The sequence below is a fragment of the Propionimicrobium sp. PCR01-08-3 genome (genome assembly GCF_030286045.1).
GTDB lineage: Bacteria > Actinomycetota > Actinomycetes > Propionibacteriales > Propionibacteriaceae > Brooklawnia.
This window is the reverse complement of record NZ_CP127390.1, coordinates 1,071,173-1,089,065: the sequence shown is the minus strand read 5'-3', so window position 1 is coordinate 1,089,065 and position 17,893 is coordinate 1,071,173. Positions and strand designations below refer to the sequence as shown.

The following is a 17,893-nucleotide window of genomic DNA, read 5'->3' as shown; positions in this document are numbered from 1 at the left end:
GATCCGCGCCACCAGCACGAAAGGGTGCTGCAAGCCGAGTCACGCCTCGCAACGTGGTTCAATCCAGGAGGCCTCCTCCCGCACTCCTGCCGGGCTGCGGTCAGGCATCGACTGTTGTCATGCTTACGCTCCCCCGCTGCACGACTCGAACGAACTCCTGCGGTCGGGGTGGGATCGAACGTGAAACAATGGACGGTGCCGTCTCGATTGAGGAGAAAACCCGTGGGTGATATCAAGAATCAGTTGCGCAAGGATCTGACTACTGCGATGAAGCAGCGCGATGATTTCGCGAAGTCGACGATCCGGATGGCCCTGGCGGCAATTCAATACGCCGAGGTCGCCGGTGATGAAGCTCATGATCTGAGTGAAGCCGAGGAGATCAAGGTACTGACCAAGGAGCAGCACTCGCGCACGGAATCCGCCGAGACTTACGCCGCTGCGGGGCGTCCGGAACTCGCCGAGAAGGAGGCCGCCGAGGCAGAGTTCTTGGGACGCTATCTGCCCAAGCAACTCAGTGAGGCGGAACTGACCGCGATCGTGGACGCGCAGATGGCCGCTACCGAAGCCGAGCTTGGAGCGAAGCCAACCATGCGTCAGATGGGCAGCATCGTGAAGGCCGTCAATGAGAAGGTCGCGGGCCAGGCGGACGGCAAGACCGTCGCCACCCTGGTGAAGGCGCGCATCAACATCGGCTAGTATCTAGCGCGCGGGGCGCATAGCTCAGTTGGTTAGAGCAGCTGCCTTACAAGCAGCAGGTCGTTGGTTCGAGTCCGACTGCGCCCACCAAAATTGCTTTATTCGAACAACCGACATCGGCGGAGCTCTGTGCTCACGCCCGGCTACGGCCGGGCTCTGCAGACGCGAAAGAAGTCATTTCAAGATCTCATTCGCTCGCATCCGTTAAGCGACCTCGCGACGCAGCCTGGCAATTCATCATCAACTGTCGGCTCCCCGCTGCTCGCCCCGATCCTCTCACCAGGATCCCTCCGGATGACCTCGACGGTTGATCCGGAACAATTCCCGGCTTTGTGACGGCCATCTCGGACGGGCCGGAGGTCGGCACCTCTGCCCGTCGGCGCGGTAGGTGAGATTATTTTTCCAAAAAACCTGTGCAAATTACTCGTCGGCGGCTTAAGGTGTGCTGATCGGTACCCAATCAGTACGGCTTCTTACCGCGAGACATCGTCGGTCGGCACGGAAGGTGGATCTGGCGTGAGCATCAACGGCAAGGGTCTCCAGCAGCCCTCGAAGGCAGAGATCGCGATCTCGAAGGCATGGGTTCAAGGTGTCGCCTTGGTACTGATCTTCGGGTTCTTCGTGATGGGAGTGCTGGCGTTCCGCACCTACAGCGACTCCATGCCACAACCGCGGCAGGTGGTGAGCTCCGACGGCGAGGTGGTCTTCACCGGTGACGACATCACCGCAGGCCAAGAGATCTTTCTACGGCGTGGCCTCCAGCAGTTCGGCTCCATCGTCGGTCACGGCGCCTACCTCGGGCCCGACTACACCGCCGAGTATCTGCGCACGTCGAGTGAACATGTGCTCGCAGCACTGCGGGAACAAGGCGTGGCCGACCCGGCCGAAGCAGTCGTCGACATGATGCGCACCAACCGCTTCGACGAGACGACCGGCACCCTGGTATTCACCGAAGAGCAGATCAGTGCCTTCGAGGCGGCCGTGGAGTACTACGCGGAGTACTTCGGCGTCCCCACCACCGAACATGGGCTGATCCCGTCGGTGGTCACCGACCCACAGGAGATCCACGAGCTCACCAGCTTCTTCGCGTGGACGGCATGGGCGGCCGCGGCGGAGCGTCCGGGCCACAACTACTCATATACGAACAACTGGCCGGCCGAGCCGCGCGTCGACAATCGACCATCAGCAGACATCCTGGTCTGGTCCGCGATGTCCCTGATCGCCCTGCTTGCGGGCCTCGGTGCCCTGTTCGCGCTTTACGGCCGGTGGAGCAAGTCCATCGGCTGGCACGGCAGCGAAGCACCGACTCTTTCCTTCCTCCAGCCCGGTACCGTCGGAATCACCAAGACGCAGCGGGCCACAGCATGGTTCTTCTTCGTCGTCGCCCTGCTATTCCTGGGCCAGGCCCTCCTCGGAGCTGCGGTCGAGCACTACCGGGCCGACCTGTCCGGCTTCTTCGGCCTGGATCTCGCCCAACTCCTGCCGTACAACCTCGCCCGGACCTGGCACGTCCAACTCTCCTTGTTCTGGACGGCAGCGGCCTTCCTTGCCGCCGCACTCTTCCTGGCCCCGATCATCTCGGGCCGCGAACCGCGCCGACAGCATGTGCTGGCCTACGGTTTGCTCGGGGCGTTGGCGATAGTCGTCGGCGGCACTCTCGCCGGAACCGCGATCAGCACCTTCGGCCCCGACTGGGCCAAGGGATCCATCTTCTTCGACCAGCAGTGGGAATATCTCGACCTGCCACGGTTCTGGCAGATCCTGCTGGTCGTCGGGCTGTTCCTCTGGATTCTGATGATCTATCGCGCCATCCGATCGCGGCTGCGAACCGAATCCAAGTTCAGCATGCCGTGGCTGTTCCTGTACGCGGGGCTGGCAATCCCGGCCTTCTATGCCGTCGGCCTACTCGCCACGAACGACAGCCACCTCACCGTCGCCGAGTTCTGGCGGTTCTGGGTCGTCCATCTGTGGGTTGAGGACTTCCTCGAACTGTTCACCACGGTGATGGTCGCCTACATCTTCGTCATGCTCGGCGTGGTACGGCGCAAGATCGCGATCCAGATCATCTTCCTCGACGTCATCCTCTACTCGGTGGGTGGGGTCATCGGCACGATGCATCACCTGTACTTCTCCGGGACGCCGGTCGAGCACATGGCGCTGGGCGCGTTCTTCTCCGCGCTCGAGGTCATCCCACTGACCTTCCTCACGGTGGAGGCCTGGACCTTCCTGCAACTCGGATCGCGGCAGGAAGCCCACAGCAAGGCCCCGTTCCCGCACCGATGGGCGGTGATGTTCTTGGTGGCTGTCGGCTTCTGGAACTTCGTCGGGGCAGGCATCTTCGGCTTCCTGATCAATCTGCCGATCGTCTCGTACTATCAGATCGGGACCGCACTGACCGCCAATCACGCACACGGCGCAATGATGGGCGTCTACGGGATGCTCGCGGTAGGTCTCGCGCTGTTCGCCCTGAGGTACATCGTCCCGCCCGAGCGGTGGTCCGACCGCCTCGCCAAGTTCTCGTTCTGGTCACTGAACCTCGGCCTGGCCTGGATGGTGTTCGCAACGCTGCTGCCACTCGGCGTCCTGCAGCTGTGGCATTCGGTGAGCGAGGGATACTACGAAGCCCGCAGCCTCGGCTACATCGCCCAGCCAGGGAATGCCGTGCTGGAGTGGATGCGGCTACCCGGTGACGTGCTCCTCCTCCTCGGCGTCCTGCCGTTCCTGTGGCACGCCTGGCTCGGCGTCCGATACGGAATCAAGGCGACCGTCACCCGGATGGAACCCGAGACCCTGTTCGTCGAAGAACACCAGCAGGCCCGCCATGACCGCACCGGTGAGGCGAAGTCCTCATCCAGCGGCTATGCCTCGGATCGCCGGAGCGGGGCCAAGGAGGAACCGGCGCCATGAACAGCGTGGAAGTGATGGCTTGGCTGGCTGCCGGCTATGGCATTGTGCTCGTCCTCATCGCGTACGGCATCGACCTGCTTTCCCGGCGCGCTCACCTCACTCTGGAAGACACGCGGGCACCCGGGTTCAAGTATCACAAGGAGCATGACGCGTGGCTGTGTCCCGAGGACCAATGGCTGTGGGCGCAGTCCTTCGACCCACAGAACCGCGTCATGCGCTATCGGGGAAGCCCGAGCGTGTGCAACTCCTGCCCGGTCAAGGGCTCCTGCACCGACTCCGACGATGGCCGCGAGATGCGCCGTGAAGTGGACACCTGGCCCGCGTCGGAATCGGCACGATTCCACCGCGGTATCGCGTGCGCGGTCACGGTGCTGGCGGTGCTCTGGCCGCTGGTCACCGCCTTCAACGTGGACCATTGGAGCAGCCAGGCTCTGCTGCTGGCCGTAGCCCTGGTGAATGGTTTGATCTCGCTGCCGTTGTGGGCACACCTGCGTCGTACTCCGGCCGACCCTCATGGCGTCCTGCTGAAATCAGTGGACGAGAATGCCGAGGACCGGACGGCTGCAGCCATTGCTCTCGCGCGCCGCCGCACCACCTATGCCTCCGATCGAAGGGAACCTGAGCACCATGCCTAGTCAATTCATCGCTGCCATCGTGATCGGGGTTGTCCTCGTCCTCTTGGCGGTCGTGTCGTTGCGTATCGTGCGCGAGTATGAACGCGTGGTCGCATTCCGCCTGGGCCGGCTGCGCGGGGCACTCGGGCCGGGGATCGTGGTCGTGCTGCCCTTCCTGGACAAGATCGTGCGGGTGGATTTGCGCGTCGTGACGCTCACCATCCCCCCACAGGAAGTGATCACGCGCGACAACGTGACAGCTCGCGTCAATGCCGTCGTGATGTTCAAAGTCGCCGACCCGGTGCAATCGGTGATGTCGGTCGAAAACCACGCCGTCGCGACATCGCAGTTCGCCCAGACCACGCTCCGCTCCGTCGTGGGCCGCGCCGACCTGGATACCCTGCTCGCACACCGCACCGACCTCAATGAGGACCTGGCCCGATCGATCGCCCGGCAGACCGAATCCTGGGGCGTCGAAGTGTCTGTGGTGGAAATCAAGGACGTCGAGATCCCGGAGATCATGCAGCGCGCCATGGCCCGCGAGGCCGAGGCGGAACGGGAGCGCCGGGCCAAGGTGATCAGCGCACACGGTGAACTGCAGGCCTCCAAGGAGCTGCGGGACGCAGCGCTGACGCTCAGCGAGGCACCGTCATCGCTGCAGCTTCGCTACCTCCAGACCCTGCTGGAATTAGGGGCCGATCAGAACTCCACCGTTGTCTTCCCACTGCCGATGGACATTGTCGGACCGCTGGTGAAAGCAGCGGAGCAATTCAATACCCACCCTGCTACGGCAGCCGAGAACAAAGAGATGCCCGAGACCACGCCCGAGCAGCACAACTTGGCCGTGGTCGATGATCGCGCGGAAGGTCGATCCCGATGAGTGAAGAGAAAGCTCCGTCCGCGGCACCAGGACGACCGGTCCGGCTGATTCCGGCCCTGCCGGGCTTCTGGACGACCATGCTGGGCGTGGCAACCGCAGCCATCGCCCCCTTGTTCGGCTTCCTCATCGGCTCCATGGTGCGGGCGCCCGGCGATACGACGCTGAGTCCGATCTACTGGGGCCTGTTCATCGGCATTGTCATCGGCGGGGTGGGCGTCCTGGCCGCGGTAGTGGGAGGTCTCCGCCTCTGGCGGCACCTGCATGGCAACAAGGGTGGTGCGTCGTCATGAACGTGCCCGTCGAGGTAGCTGCCGTCCAGACCGCCAAAGCGCCGGCGTACCGATCGGACGGCGCCGCAGACCGATTCATGCGACGGCTGCTCCGGGTCCGGGAGCTGGACCGAAGCTCTGGTCTCGCCGCGCATCGCGCCTTCCGCATCTCGGTGCTCGTGTCCGGCGTCCGATGCCTGATCACCTACTTGCTCATACCTGTGCTGGTGCCGATCGTGGGCCTTGCCGGCTGGGTCGCGGCGCCGATCAGCCTCGCGCTCTGCGTGCTGGCCTTCGTCAACGGCATCGTCAGCGCCCGCCGGTTCTGGAAGTCGGACCATCGCGACCGGTGGCTGTATACCGCATTCATCACCGTCGTCTTTGTGATCCTGACCATCGCACTGGCAACAGATCTGGCTCGGCTGGGGGTGATGATATGAGCACGGACGCCGAATTCAACTCCGAAGGCGAGGAGACCCGTCCCAACGTCAACCCGCTGCAGGAAACCAGCCTGGAAGACGCACCACCACGAGAACTCGAAAGCGCGCTGCTGAGCGTGGCGCTGTTCGGCGGCCTCATCCTTTTCGGCATCGGCTGCATGGTGTTCGGATGGAACTGAGGAGCCGGAATCACTCGCTGGGACAGATCGTCTCCGCACTGCTCGAAGCAGGACTCGTCCTCGACTCATTCGAAGAGGACGGCCATGCCGCGTGGTGCCCATGGCCCGGCCTGATGGTTCACGATGATCGCGGATGGCGGCTGCGTGACGACCCCGATCGTGTGCCGTTGCAGTTCGTGCTGACCGCGCATCTCCCGAAGTAGTCCCGGATCAGTCCTCGTCCCGACCCACCCCGCGACTGCCACATCAGGAGGATTCTGCCAACTGCAACACGCGCTCGGGTGTGACGCCCATCAACGTTGCTACGTCCCGCACCAAGATCGCCCTTGCGAATACCCCGGTCGCAGTCTTTCTGTGTGTTGCATACTCACAACAGTTCGCCTATGCTCGAATTCGTGATCAGCAAGGGCCGGCACCCGAAGAATGCGATCAACAAGGTCCTCTACGAACTGAACGATGCTTGGTTCGAAGTCGTTGAAGTTCATAAGGGTCATCGCTGGGGCAAAGTCGTCTGCCGCGAATGCGGCATGACCGTCCCGATCTGGTCGACCCCACGCGTGCCCGAACACAATGCTGACGCCATCCGCCGTTTCATGCACAACCACAAACACTGAAAGGAGCCTGAGATGCCTCTGCAGGAATTTACGATCCACCTGGATCGCCAGCCGACCGACGATGAACTCGACCTGCTGTACGAGGTCGGCTTCGATGACTCGAGCCCTGAGATCGGCAACGGCCGCGCCATGATCCACGTGACGCGCGAGGCCGACAACCTTATCGATGCGATTCTCTCAGCGGTCGAGCAGATCCAAACCGCCGGGTTTCGGGCTACTGCCATTGAGGACGAGGATCTCGTCTCACTCAAGACGATCGCCGAACGTGTCGGACGAAGCTACGAGAGTGTTCGACTCCTTTCGACCGGCAAACGTGGGCCCGGGAGATTCCCTCCCTCACTGTCTGGTGACGGTTGGTCGATGTACTCGTGGGCAGCGGTCAGTACATGGTTCGCACAGCACTATGACACGGCGGCAGAAACCGATGAACGGGTACGTGTTCTCGCGGCCGCCGACCTACTCCTCCGCGCCCGCGCGCTCGTCCCCGATCTTGGGCCGCTCGCCAAGCTCGCCGCGTAGCCGATACTTTCCCAGGACAGGGCAAGGACGCCGGCACTGCGGCGCCAGGAAGGCTCAACCAAGCTGGCGCAGAGGCGTCCAACCGTTGTGAGGCTCTCCGGCTCCAAGCCGACCAAAAGGGCAAGTTGGTTGCCAGCGGACGAAGTTCGGCAAGGGCGGCAACCAACAGCTGCCCGATGGCATCTCTCGCTATGATCGGCCCAGAAGCCGGTTGGGCTGATACCGGCTTCACGCCACAGCCGGTATGCCGACGGTGATCGGCATCAGCCAGAAGAGGTTCCATGCCAACCTTTCCGTACACTTCGCGCCAGGAAGCTCTCAAGCAGACCTTTGCCCAGCTGCGCAAGAGTGCCCCGGCAAGGATCAACGCCGGCTATCTGCGCCAGTTCGATATCGCCACCGCAAATGAGACCTACATCCTCTCGATCCTCAGATTCCTCGGCATCATCGACGACCACGGGTCCCGACGCAACAGTGAAAGTCGTTATCTGTCGGGATCCGAGGAGGTATTCGCGGTCGGACTTGAGAAAGCCGTACGGGCCGCATATTGGCAGCTGTTCGACGAGGTGAGCGATCCGTTCCCTGCAAATCGCGACAGTCTTATGCGGTGGTTTCGCCGAACGGACAAGACATCAGCCCTGGTGGGCCAGCGCCAAGCGACGACCTTCCTGACCCTTGCCGCGCTGGCGACGCCTTCTGAAACCGGCTCGGATCATGCCGATCGGCAACCGTCACCACATCGCGCGCCCCCAGCCGCCAAGCGGACGTCAAGTGCTCAGAGTTGCAGCGCGCCAGCGAAGCTGCAGATCTCTTCAACAACGCCCTCGGTGGCTCAAAGCGCGCCCACGCAGCCCGACGGCATTGGACGCGACGCCGGCTTATCGGTTCACATCGAGGTCAACCTCCCGGCGAACGGCGACGCAGCAACCTACGACGCGATATTCGCCAGCATCAAGAAACACCTGATGTCATAGTGCGCTCCGGCTGCCCGGTTCTTTGCCATCGAGCAGATCTTGCCGATTCGGGCATAAAAATGTGGTGGCGAGCCGCCTCATCAGAAACGACTCGCCACCACGTACTTCATGAACGGATCCAGAAACTCCCACTCGCGTCCAGCTCGATTGCCGTACGCCGAGTGCAGCCAAGATCCTCATTATTCAGTTATCCAGCGCTCGCGGCGCAGTCAGCAATCGTCGCGCGGCAGCCGGGCAGTCCGAATGGCCTTGAGGACCCTCCGCTCCCTTAGTTCTGGACGACAGGCTCCGACTCGGATTCGACCTCGCCGGCGACCTTGTTGCTGCCCTGGGTAACCTTCACCTTGCGCGGCTTGGCCTCCTCGGCGACCGGGATGGTCAGCGTCAGCACACCATCGGTGTACTCGGCGGTGATCTCAGCCAGGTTCAGGCCCTGTCCCAGCGTCAACTGACGTGCATACGAGCCGTAGCTGCGTTCGCGGCTCACCCAGCTGTGGTTTTCCTCATCGGTGTGGACATTCTCCTGCGTCCGCTCGGCACGAATGCTCAGGGTGCGGTCATCAACGTCGATGTCGATGCTGTCGGGGTTGACACCTGGCAGATCAACCTTCACGACGAATTGGTCACCATCACGGTAAAGATCCATGGGCATCGTGCGTGCCTCAGTAGCAGCAGTGCGCGCAAGCTGAGTGAATACACGATCCATGTCACGGAACGGATTGTAAGTAGTGCTCACGGTAACTCCTTCTATCTCTTGAGCGCCTCCACGGCGCTTACAGGAATCATAACGCGAGCGAGCTGCCACCTATTCCAGAGTTGAGCCGACTTCACTCAACTTTTTCGCCAGCCTCTGAATGCCAGCCTCTGACTGGTTGCGCGCCGACCTGGCACACGACGCTCGCTGAAAGTCTCGGCAGCCCGCCCCAAGCAAGTGCGCCCCTGTTGCAACAGCAGCAGACCGTCGTCGGGTGAGTGATGTGCACGCCCGCGAGCCATGTCTACCGATGGCGAGCGGATGAAGAAAAATCTGCCTGGAGGAAGGAGCCTGGGCCGATTAAATGTGTCAGCGCTGAGTGATCAGCGTCGCGCGCCCCGGGGACGCACGATCTTGCGCGCCTGCCAGTCAGGGCAAACCTCGATCACGCTGGTCTGTGCCAGGCCGGCGGCCTGCGCACCTTCATCGATATCGGCCGGATCGACGTAGCCCGGACGGCCGATCTTCGGCGTCATCAGGCAGATCCAACCCGTATCCGACAGATCTCGTAGTGCATCCACCAGATCGTCGGCGACATCGGCATCATCACGGTGCCATAGCAAGACCACATCAACGGCTTCGACGGCGTCCTCGATCAACTCGCCATCAATTGCGTCCATGATCTCATCGCGTAGATCCTGGTCAACGTCGTCGTCCCAACCGACTTCTTGAACAACCATTCCTTCGTGCAAGCCAAGCTGGTCGACACCATTTGATCCAGGCTGCTGAGCGGGTACCACCATTCCTCCACTTCACCACACAACTCCCAGGCACGCCAACCGGCGTGTGATACAAGATTGCCAGAGGTACAAGCGCGGCGCACACACGCCCGCAGCTCTTGCACGTTTCAGCCATTCACCGGGGCTTCTTACGCTCGAGCCGCCATCGTCTTCGCTGCCGCGCCTGATCAGCCAACGGTGTCCACGCCCCAACAAAACGCATACGAATATCGGTCCCTCCCGCGAATCCGAGAAAGATCGGCCACATCTGCGTCCGCGAAACACGTGTGGCGCGGACTCTGCTATCAGAGCCCGCGCCACACGTGCATTCTAACGGCCGAAACGACCGACTATGAATCCCCGCCGACCTCACCGGAGGCCCCGGCATTGACATTGTTCAGGTCGTAGCGATCGATCGCCTGCCGCACAACCTCACGTGGCAGCTCACCACGATCGGCCAGTGCCTGCAGCACTCGCACCACGATCGAGGGGCCATCGATCTTCAGGTGACGCCTGGCCGCTGCCCTGGTATCCGAGAAGCCGAACCCGTCGGCACCCAGCGGGTAGTAGTCGGTCGGCACCCAGGGACGGATCTGGTCCTGCACCGCACGCATGAAGTCGCTGACCGCCACCGCAGGTCCCTGATGTCCGGAGAGCTGCTGAGTCACGAACGGAACCCTGCGCTCGGCCTCCGGGTTGGCGAAAGCCTCCTCGTCGGCGGCCCGGCCGTCGCGAGCCAGCTCATTCCAGCTGGTCACCGACCAGACGTCGGATTCGACACCCCAGTCATTCTTCAACAGTTGCTGAGCCTCGAGAGCCCACGGCACCGCGACACCGGACGCCAACACCTGGGCACGCTTGTCGCCCTGGCTGCCTTCCGAGATCAGGTGGATGCCGCGACGGATGCCCTCGGCGTCCACATTCTCCGGCTCGGCCGGTTGCACCATCGGCTCGTTGTACACCGTCAGGTAGTACGAGATGTCCTCCGGCTGATCGCCGTACATACGGCGCAGGCCGTCCTCCACGATGTAGCTGATCTCATACCCATAAGCAGGGTCGTAGCTGACGATGCCCTCATTGGTCGAGGTCAGCATGTGCGAATGGCCATCCATATGCTGAGTGCCCTCACCGGTCAAGGTGGTCTTGCCCGCCGTCGCGCCGATGTAGAAGCCGCGCGTCAGCTGGTCGGCGGCCGCCCACCACATATCGGCCGTGCGCTGAATACCGAACATCGAATAGAAGATGTAGATCGGGATCATCGGCTGGCCGTGCGTGGCATAGCTGGTACCAGCTGCGGTGAAGGCCGCGGTGGCACCGGCCTCATTGATGCCGACGTGCATGATCTGCCCGTTGGTGGCCTCGCGATAGGCCAGCATCAGGTCGTTGTCGACCGGGGTGTACTGCTGGCCGTTCGCGTTGTAGATCTTGATCGTCGGGAAGAACGAGTCCATGCCGAAGGTACGGGCCTCGTCCGGGATGATCGGCACAATGAACGGTGCCACTCCCTTGTCACGCAGCAGATCCTTGAGCAGCCGGACGAAGGCCATCGTGGTGGCGACCTTCTGATGCCCGGAGCCCTTACGCGTCGACTTATAGACCTTCGCGTCGGGAAGCTGCAGCTTCTTACCGTGATTTCCGCGGCGCTCGGGCACGAACCCGCCGAGTTCTCGGCGCCGCTCCAGCAGATACTGGATCGCCGGGTTCTGCGAGCCGGGGTTAAAGTACGGCGGCTGATACGGATCGGCCTCCAGCACCTCGTCGGCTACCGGGATGTGGCAACGGTCGCGCAGGCCCTTGAGATCATCGATCGCCAGCTTCTTCATCTGGTGGGTCGCGTTGCGCCCCGCGAAATGGCTGCCGAGGAAGTAGCCCTTGATGGTGTGCGCCAGAATAACGGTCGGCGCACCGCTGAATTCGGTGGCCGCCTTGTAGGCGTTATAGATCTTCGTGTAATCGAGACCGCCACGGCGCAGCGCCCAGATCTGGTCGTCCGTCCAATCCGCGACCATCTCGGCGGTGCGCGGATCCTGGCCGAAGAAATGCTCGCGTACGTAGGCGCCATCGTTGGCCTTGAAGGTCTGATAGTCGCCGTCACGGGTGGTGTTCATCACATTGACGAGCGCGCCCTCGGTGTCATTTTCCAGCAGCGGATCCCAGTTGGCACCCCAGATCAGCTTGATGACGTTCCAGCCGGCTCCCCGGAAGAACGACTCCAATTCCTGGATGATCTTGCCGTTGCCGCGTACCGGGCCGTCCAGCCGCTGCAGATTGCAGTTGATCACGAAGGTGAGGTTGTCGAGGCCTTCGTTGGCGGCCAGCTGAAGGGCGCCGCGCGACTCGACCTCGTCCATCTCGCCGTCGCCGAGGAACGCCCAGACATGCTGGTTGCCGGTGTCCTTGATGCCGCGGTTGTCCAGATACTTATTGAAGGACGCCTGGTAGATCGCGTTGATCGGCCCGATGCCCATCGACACGGTCGGGAACTCCCAGAAGTCGGGCATCCGACGAGGGTGCGGGTAGCTCGGCAGGCCGCGTCCACCCATCGGGCGGCTGAACTCCTGACGGAAGCCATCCATGTCGTCCTCGCTCAGCCGGCCCTCGAGCAACGCACGGGCATACATGCCCGGCGAAGCGTGGCCCTGGAAGAAGACCTGGTCGCCGCCGCCCTCGGCGTCCTTACCGTGCCAGAAATGCATCAGGCCGACTTCATAGAGGGTCGCCGCCGACGCGTAGCTGGCGATGTGGCCGCCCACTCCCACGCCGGGACGCTGCTGGCGGTGCACCTGAATGGCTGCGTTCCAGCGCAGCATGTGGCGAACTTGCTGCTCAAGTTCGGGATCGCCCGGGTAGGCGACCTCTTTCGATTTCGGAATGGTGTTGACGTAGTCGGTCGACACCAGCGACGGCACTCCGATGTGCTGATCACGGGCTCGCTCGTTCAGCCGGAGCATGACGTAACGCGCCCGGTTGCGTCCACCTGATTCAATCAGCCCATCCAGCGACTCCAACCATTCATCGGTTTCGTCGACATCGGTGTCTGGAAGGTTGGTCGGCAGGCCATTGAGCAGAGGGCCGGGTTGCTCGCGAGGAATCACGCTGAGTCCTTTCAAATCACGACAGATGTCATTTCAACACCAGGATCGTTTTCAATCTTCCCCCGAATCGCGCTGTTTCGCCAGCGGTCCGCCAATTACCGGACGCAATACCCGCCCTTGTCAGCCATCAGAGAACAGCACGGCTGATGATTCGGCCGGTTGCCGAGCTTGGCAACAAATCCTCGGCGTCAGTGGCAGCCGCTAGAATCCCGGGCATACGCCCGCGGCGCTGCGATGCTCACGACGTGTCGCAAGCGGCGTGGTTCACGATCTCGAAAGGCAGCACATATGAAACTCCGTGAGGACGCCAAGTGGTCGATCGTCATCCCGACCAGCATGGGAATCCGTATCTGTCCTGAAGATGCCCAGCCTGTGCAGACCGCGAATCGCTTTACCATGCAGGTCACCTCGGCAGAGAGCAATGTCGGATCCATCTCCAGCTACCTCGGCGAGCCGGTCAAGATCCTCACCAACTTCGTGCAGGGCAGCCCGATCTCGATGATGATCAAATCAAACCTGGCGTCGCGGTTCATGGCTTTCGAAGGCCCCGATCTGCCGCAGGGCGGCGCTTGGGGATATCGCCATCAGTTCAACATCGCCGACTCCGGCTACGGCAACCGCGGCGCCCGGGTGTGGAATGACCGCGCCGGTGAGGTGGGCCTGCAGCTCGACGCCAAGGACTTCGACTTCGACCGCATCTTTGGCGACGAGGGCGCGAAGATCGTCCACATGTCAGGGCTGATCGCAGCGCTTTCCCCGAAGACCTTGCAGTTCTGCTTGGATGTCGCTCACGAGGCTAAGAAGCATGGCGCCGCGGTCAGCTTCGATCTGAACTTCCGCGCGTCCTTCTGGGCCGGACGCGAAGAAGAGTTGCGCGCGGGGTTCACCGAGATCGCCAACAACTGCTCGATCCTGATCGGCAACGAGGAGGACTTCCAGTTGGCTCTCGGCCTGGAGGGCCCCGATGCCGGCGGCAAGGGCATCGGCGCGAAGATCGAGGGCTTCAAGGCCATGATCAACACCGCCCACGAGAGGTTCCCGGGTGTCGAGGTGTTCGCGACCACGCTGCGTGAGGTCGTCAACGCCAACCATCACCTGTGGGGCGCGATCTTGTGGGCGGACGGCGAGTTCCACGTCGCCGAGCCGCGCGACATCGGCGTGCTCGACCGCATCGGCGGCGGCGATTCCACCGTGGGCGGCATCCTGTATGGCCTGCTCAAGGGCTGGGAGCCGGAGAAGTGTCTGCAGTTCGGCTGGGCGTCCGGTGCGATCACCACCACCTTCCTCACCGACTACGCGGTGCCTGCCGATGAGGAGCAGATCTGGTCGGTGTGGGAGGGCAACGCTCGCATCAAGCGCTGAGTTGTCCCGCTGATCGAATTGGGCTCCGATGGGTGTCGTACCCGCCGGAGCCCAGTTCTTTTCGGAAGGTCCTTGGGCCCCTCCGGAGTCAGGTCCTTGGCGGCGCGGCGCCGAGCGGTAGAGTGCGCGAACAACAAGTGTTCAGGAGGTCCGATGGCTGCAAAATCCTCGATCGGAGGGGCGCGGTCGTTCTTGCCTGCTGCCCGCACCCGGGCCGCCATCGCCAAACGGTTGGCCGCCCAGGCCGGCAGAATGAGCACGGCGGTCGTCAACGAAATGGAGATCCGGCACCCCTGGTACACCAACCTCAGCGCCGAAGAGCGCTCCTGGGTCTCCATGGTCGCCAACGAAGGCATCAACGGCTTCGTGGAATGGTTCGCCGATGACGACGCATCCGAACTCGATCCGGCGCGCATCTTCAACGTCGCACCCCGCTCGCTGACCCGCAAGATCAACCTGCACCAGACCGTCGATCTGATCCGCACCACCATCGACATCGTCGAAGAGCAGATCGGCAAGCTGATGCCGCGCGGTGACCGCGGCGTGCTGCAAACCGCCATCCTGCACTACTCACGCGAGATCGCCTTCGCCTCGGCGGAGGTCTATGCCCGGGCCGCCGAATCCAGGGGCAGCTGGGACGAGCGGATCGAAGCCCTCATCGTGGACGCGGTCGTGCGCGCCGACTCCAACGAAGACCTGTTGTCCAGGGCTTCTGCCTTGGGCTGGCACACTCAGGCCCCGGTGACGGTCGCGGTCGGCGCCGCTCCCGGCGATGACGACTTTGCGGAGTTGCGCAAAGCTGCCGAGCGCCTGGGGCTGGTTGCGATGGCGGCTTTGCACGGCGATCGACTCGTCGTGGTGCTCTCCCCCAGCTCACCGGACGCCGAGCCCGACGAACAGAGCACCCTCGACTGGCTCGCCAAGCTCGCCCCTCATTTCGGTGACGGCGCGATCGTCGTGGGTCCCCTGGTTGCCGGGCTGCATCGCGCCAGTGAGTCGGCACGTGCTGCTCTTTCGGGCGCACGATCAGCAAAGGCCTGGCCCGAGGGCCCCAGAATCCTCACGGCGCGCGATCTTCTGCCGGAGCGGGCCCTGGCGGGCAACGGCCAGGCTCGCCGTGAATTGGTCGAGACGGTGTTCAAGCCACTCGTCGCCGCCGGCGGCGATCTGCTCGAAACCTGCGTGAGTTTCCTCGACCAGGGCGGATCTGTCGAGGCGACCGCCCGGGCGCTGTTCGTCCACCCCAACACGGTGCGGTACAGGCTCAAACGCATCGCCGAAGTCACCAAGCACTCCCCCAGTGCCGCCCGGGACGCCTACGTCTTGCGGCTAGCGATCACTTTGGGCCGCCAACACTCCTGAGGTTCGGATGGCGCGGAATCCCCGGCTGGGTTGCCCGGTCCGGGTTTGTATCGGATTCATAGTTGCCGCGGCCACCACTCGGCGCAGTTTGTAGAGTACGGACAATGTCCGTGTAACAAATTAGTCACGCTGCACCGCACCGGTCGTCCTATCGAGAAGGCAGGATGAAGGGGTGCTTGTAATCGCAGCTCCGGGCCAGGGTGCCCAGACCCCCGGATTCTTGTCCGAATGGCTGAAGATCGACAGCTTTGCCGATCGGTTCGCCTGGCTTTCCGCAGCAGCCGACCTCGATCTGCCCCACTACGGCACGCAGGCCGACGCCGACACCATCCGCGACACCGCGGTCGCTCAACCGTTGCTGGTCGCTTCGGCGATCGCGATCGCACACGAGTTGTTTCCGCACTCCGAATATGGTTGCGGGTCCGCTGCCATGGTGGCCGGCCACTCCGTCGGCGAGATCGCCGCGGCCGCACTGAGCGGCGCGATCACTCCCGAAGCGGCGATGATCTTCGTCCGCGAGCGTGGGCAGGGCATGGCCGCCGCCTCTGCCGTGCTACCCACCGGCATGTCGGCAGTGATCGCAGGCAAGCCGGACGAAGTACTGGCAGCCATCGAAGCAGCCGGGCTGACCCCCGCGAACTTTAACGGCTCCGGACAGATCGTTGCGGCCGGCACCCTCGAACAACTCAAGGCTCTGGCCGAGAATGCTCCGGCACGTGCCCGCGTCATTCCGTTGCAGGTCGCGGGCGCCTTCCACACCGTTCATATGGCCCCCGCATCCAAGCGCCTCGAGCTGCTGGCGCGCTCGATCTCAACCTCACGTCCGGTGACCGAACTGGTGTCGAACCGCGATGGCCAGGTCGTTGCTTCCGGCGCCGAGTATCTGGAGCGGATGGTCGCGCAGGTCACTCACCCGGTGCGCTGGGATCTGTGCATGGACACGATGGCCACCGAAGGCGTCACCGGCCTGCTCGAACTGGCACCGGCCGGCACCTTGACGGGAATCGCCAAGCGCAACCTGAAAGGTGTCGAACTGTTCAATCTCAACACCCCCGACCAATTGAACGAGGCACGCGAGTTCTGCGCGCGCCACTCGGAAGCGAAGTGAGGACGATGAGTTCCCCCATCAAGGTCTCGCAAGGCGCGACATACTCCCGGATCCTCGCCGTGGCCGGCGCCCGCGGAAACCGGGTCGTCGACAATGCAGAGATGTGCACGATCATCGACTCGTCCGATGAATGGATTCAGCAGCGTACCGGCATCATCGAGCGTCGCTGGGTCGACGACGGCCAGAACGTGCTGAGCCTGGCAATCGCAGCGGCCCGAAAGGCGGTCGAGCGCTCCGGTGTTCCGGCCGAGCAGATCGACGGGGTGCTTGTTTCGTCAGTCTCGAACACCCGCCGCTTTCCGTCGTTGGCCACCCAGGTCGCCTCGGCCCTCGGCCTTCCCAATCCGGCTGCCGCCGACCTGTCGGCTGCCTGTGCAGGCTTTTGCTACGGCATCAGCCTCGCCGACTCGATGGTGCGCACCGGGTCGGCGCACCACGTGCTCGTCGTCGGTGTCGAGGTGCTGAGCAAACAAACCAACTACACCGACCGCTCCACCGCCTTCCTCTTCGGTGACGGAGCCGGCGCAGTTGTCATCGGCCCCTCCGATACCCCGGCCATCGGGCCCGCGGTCTGGGGATCGGAGATCAACACCGCAGAGATCATCCACTCGGACGACTTCGAGGCGGGTATCGCCGGCGGTTTCGAGCCGATGATTCACATGGACGGTCACTCGGTCTTCCGCTGGGCGACCTCCTACATCGTCGAGAAGACCGTCGAGGTTCTGGAGGCGTCCGGCCTGCGACCCGATCAGCTCGACGTCTTCATCCCGCACCAGGCGAACAACCGCATCACCGATGCCATGCTGCGTCGCCTCAAACTTCCCGAGAGCGTCGTGGTGAGCCGCGACATCAAGCACATGGGCAACGCATCCGCGGCGTCCATACCGATCGCGATGGACGCCTTGCTCGAATCGGGCGAGGCCAAGTCCGGCGACAACGCCCTGGTCATCGGCTTCGGCGCCGGGCTGGTCTTCGCCGGGCAGGTCGTCGTCCTCCCCTGACAGATCAATCCGGCAACGAGCAACCGAGTGTGCTCGAGGGGCTGAAGCCCAACGGGTTCAAGGCGCGAAGCGCCGAGCGTACCTAACAAATCCACCATCCAGGCCTATCGAAAGGACAACCACCATGGCCACCACCGAGGAAATCCGCACCCAGCTCGCCGACATCGTCAACGACGTCGCCGGCGTAGACCAGGCAGACGTGCAGCTTGAGAAGAACTTCGTGGACGACCTGGACGTCGACTCGCTGTCGATGGTCGAGATCATTTACGCCTGCGAAGAGGCCTTCAACATCTCGATCCCCGATGAGGACTCGAAGTCGTTGAAGACCGTCGGCGACGCCGTCTCGTACATCGAGAAGGCCCAGAACTGAGCACTCACCTTCTTTTTCACCCACTCGGGA

General features: G+C 63.0%; 19 protein-coding genes and 1 tRNA gene. 17 read left to right on the top strand and 3 right to left on the bottom strand.

The window, feature by feature from the left end:
- Positions 1 to 222 precede the first annotated feature (222 nt).
- The 12 genes from QQ658_RS05060 to QQ658_RS05005 all read left to right on the top strand — a co-directional run bounded on the left by QQ658_RS05060 (position 223) and on the right by QQ658_RS05005 (position 8,092).
- The gene (locus QQ658_RS05060) at positions 223 to 696 is read left to right on the top strand and encodes a GatB/YqeY domain-containing protein (protein ID WP_286026574.1); all 474 of its coding nucleotides are present in this window, start codon (positions 223 to 225) and stop codon (positions 694 to 696) included.
- A 13-nt stretch (positions 697 to 709) separates the two neighbouring features.
- Positions 710 to 786, top strand: a tRNA-Val gene (locus QQ658_RS05055).
- Between the two features lie 426 nt (positions 787 to 1,212).
- The gene (locus QQ658_RS05050) at positions 1,213 to 3,603 is read left to right on the top strand and encodes a nitric-oxide reductase large subunit (protein WP_502928933.1); all 2,391 of its coding nucleotides are present in this window, start codon (positions 1,213 to 1,215) and stop codon (positions 3,601 to 3,603) included.
- Entirely contained in the window at positions 3,600 to 4,238 is a 639-nt protein-coding gene (locus QQ658_RS05045; RefSeq protein ID WP_286026573.1) for a hypothetical protein, read from the top strand. Before QQ658_RS05050 ends, QQ658_RS05045 begins: the two co-directional genes overlap by 4 nt.
- Positions 4,231 to 5,097: an SPFH domain-containing protein gene (locus tag QQ658_RS05040; protein WP_286027034.1), complete on the top strand. Its 867-nt coding sequence runs from the start codon at positions 4,231 to 4,233 to the stop codon at positions 5,095 to 5,097. The genes QQ658_RS05045 and QQ658_RS05040 overlap by 8 nt, the downstream gene beginning before the upstream one ends.
- Complete coding sequence (locus tag QQ658_RS05035; RefSeq protein ID WP_286026572.1) at positions 5,094 to 5,387, top strand: hypothetical protein; 294 nt, start codon at positions 5,094 to 5,096, stop codon at positions 5,385 to 5,387. The genes QQ658_RS05040 and QQ658_RS05035 overlap by 4 nt, the downstream gene beginning before the upstream one ends.
- On the top strand, positions 5,384 to 5,806 hold the full coding sequence (locus tag QQ658_RS05030; RefSeq protein WP_286026571.1) for a hypothetical protein: 423 nt from the start codon (positions 5,384 to 5,386) through the stop codon (positions 5,804 to 5,806). The genes QQ658_RS05035 and QQ658_RS05030 overlap by 4 nt, the downstream gene beginning before the upstream one ends.
- Positions 5,803 to 5,985: a hypothetical protein gene (locus QQ658_RS05025; protein ID WP_286026570.1), complete on the top strand. Its 183-nt coding sequence runs from the start codon at positions 5,803 to 5,805 to the stop codon at positions 5,983 to 5,985. Before QQ658_RS05030 ends, QQ658_RS05025 begins: the two co-directional genes overlap by 4 nt.
- Entirely contained in the window at positions 5,976 to 6,188 is a 213-nt protein-coding gene (locus QQ658_RS05020) for a M24 family metallopeptidase (protein WP_286026569.1), read from the top strand. The genes QQ658_RS05025 and QQ658_RS05020 overlap by 10 nt, the downstream gene beginning before the upstream one ends.
- 180 nt (positions 6,189 to 6,368) lie before the next feature.
- Positions 6,369 to 6,599: a hypothetical protein gene (locus QQ658_RS05015; protein WP_286026568.1), complete on the top strand. Its 231-nt coding sequence runs from the start codon at positions 6,369 to 6,371 to the stop codon at positions 6,597 to 6,599.
- A gap of 12 nt (positions 6,600 to 6,611) precedes the next feature.
- Complete coding sequence (locus QQ658_RS05010; RefSeq protein WP_286026567.1) at positions 6,612 to 7,118, top strand: hypothetical protein; 507 nt, start codon at positions 6,612 to 6,614, stop codon at positions 7,116 to 7,118.
- A gap of 281 nt (positions 7,119 to 7,399) precedes the next feature.
- Positions 7,400 to 8,092 carry a DUF5343 domain-containing protein gene (locus QQ658_RS05005; RefSeq protein ID WP_286026566.1) on the top strand — a complete coding sequence of 231 codons (693 nt, stop codon included), beginning with the start codon at positions 7,400 to 7,402 and terminating at the stop codon, positions 8,090 to 8,092.
- 268 nt (positions 8,093 to 8,360) lie between these two features.
- Here QQ658_RS05005 and QQ658_RS05000 read toward each other — a convergent pair whose 3' ends face one another.
- From QQ658_RS05000 to aceE, 3 genes are all read right to left on the bottom strand, one after another.
- Positions 8,361 to 8,828 carry an Hsp20/alpha crystallin family protein gene (locus QQ658_RS05000; protein WP_286026565.1) on the bottom strand — a complete coding sequence of 156 codons (468 nt, stop codon included), beginning with the start codon at positions 8,826 to 8,828 and terminating at the stop codon, positions 8,361 to 8,363.
- Positions 8,829 to 9,169: 341 nt separating this feature from the next.
- Positions 9,170 to 9,589: a DUF3052 family protein gene (locus QQ658_RS04995; RefSeq protein ID WP_286026564.1), complete on the bottom strand. Its 420-nt coding sequence runs from the start codon at positions 9,587 to 9,589 to the stop codon at positions 9,170 to 9,172.
- 326 nt (positions 9,590 to 9,915) lie between these two features.
- Complete coding sequence (gene aceE / locus QQ658_RS04990) at positions 9,916 to 12,660, bottom strand: pyruvate dehydrogenase (acetyl-transferring), homodimeric type (RefSeq protein WP_286026563.1); 2,745 nt, start codon at positions 12,658 to 12,660, stop codon at positions 9,916 to 9,918.
- A 288-nt stretch (positions 12,661 to 12,948) separates the two neighbouring features.
- Here aceE and QQ658_RS04985 point away from each other — a divergent pair, with 288 nt between their 5' ends.
- From QQ658_RS04985 to QQ658_RS04965, 5 genes are all read left to right on the top strand, one after another.
- Positions 12,949 to 14,022, top strand: coding sequence for a sugar kinase (locus tag QQ658_RS04985; RefSeq protein WP_286026562.1), 1,074 nt, complete (start codon positions 12,949 to 12,951; stop codon positions 14,020 to 14,022).
- 252 nt (positions 14,023 to 14,274) lie between these two features.
- Positions 14,275 to 15,384, top strand: coding sequence for a PucR family transcriptional regulator (locus tag QQ658_RS04980; RefSeq protein ID WP_502928950.1), 1,110 nt, complete (start codon positions 14,275 to 14,277; stop codon positions 15,382 to 15,384).
- Between the two features lie 172 nt (positions 15,385 to 15,556).
- Complete coding sequence (locus QQ658_RS04975; protein ID WP_286026560.1) at positions 15,557 to 16,492, top strand: ACP S-malonyltransferase; 936 nt, start codon at positions 15,557 to 15,559, stop codon at positions 16,490 to 16,492.
- 5 nt (positions 16,493 to 16,497) lie between these two features.
- Positions 16,498 to 17,493 (top strand): beta-ketoacyl-ACP synthase III, encoded by a 996-nt coding sequence (locus tag QQ658_RS04970; protein WP_286026559.1) that lies wholly within the window; start codon positions 16,498 to 16,500, stop codon positions 17,491 to 17,493.
- Between the two features lie 124 nt (positions 17,494 to 17,617).
- Entirely contained in the window at positions 17,618 to 17,863 is a 246-nt protein-coding gene (locus QQ658_RS04965) for an acyl carrier protein (protein ID WP_286026558.1), read from the top strand.
- The last annotated feature ends 30 nt before the right edge of the window (positions 17,864 to 17,893 follow it).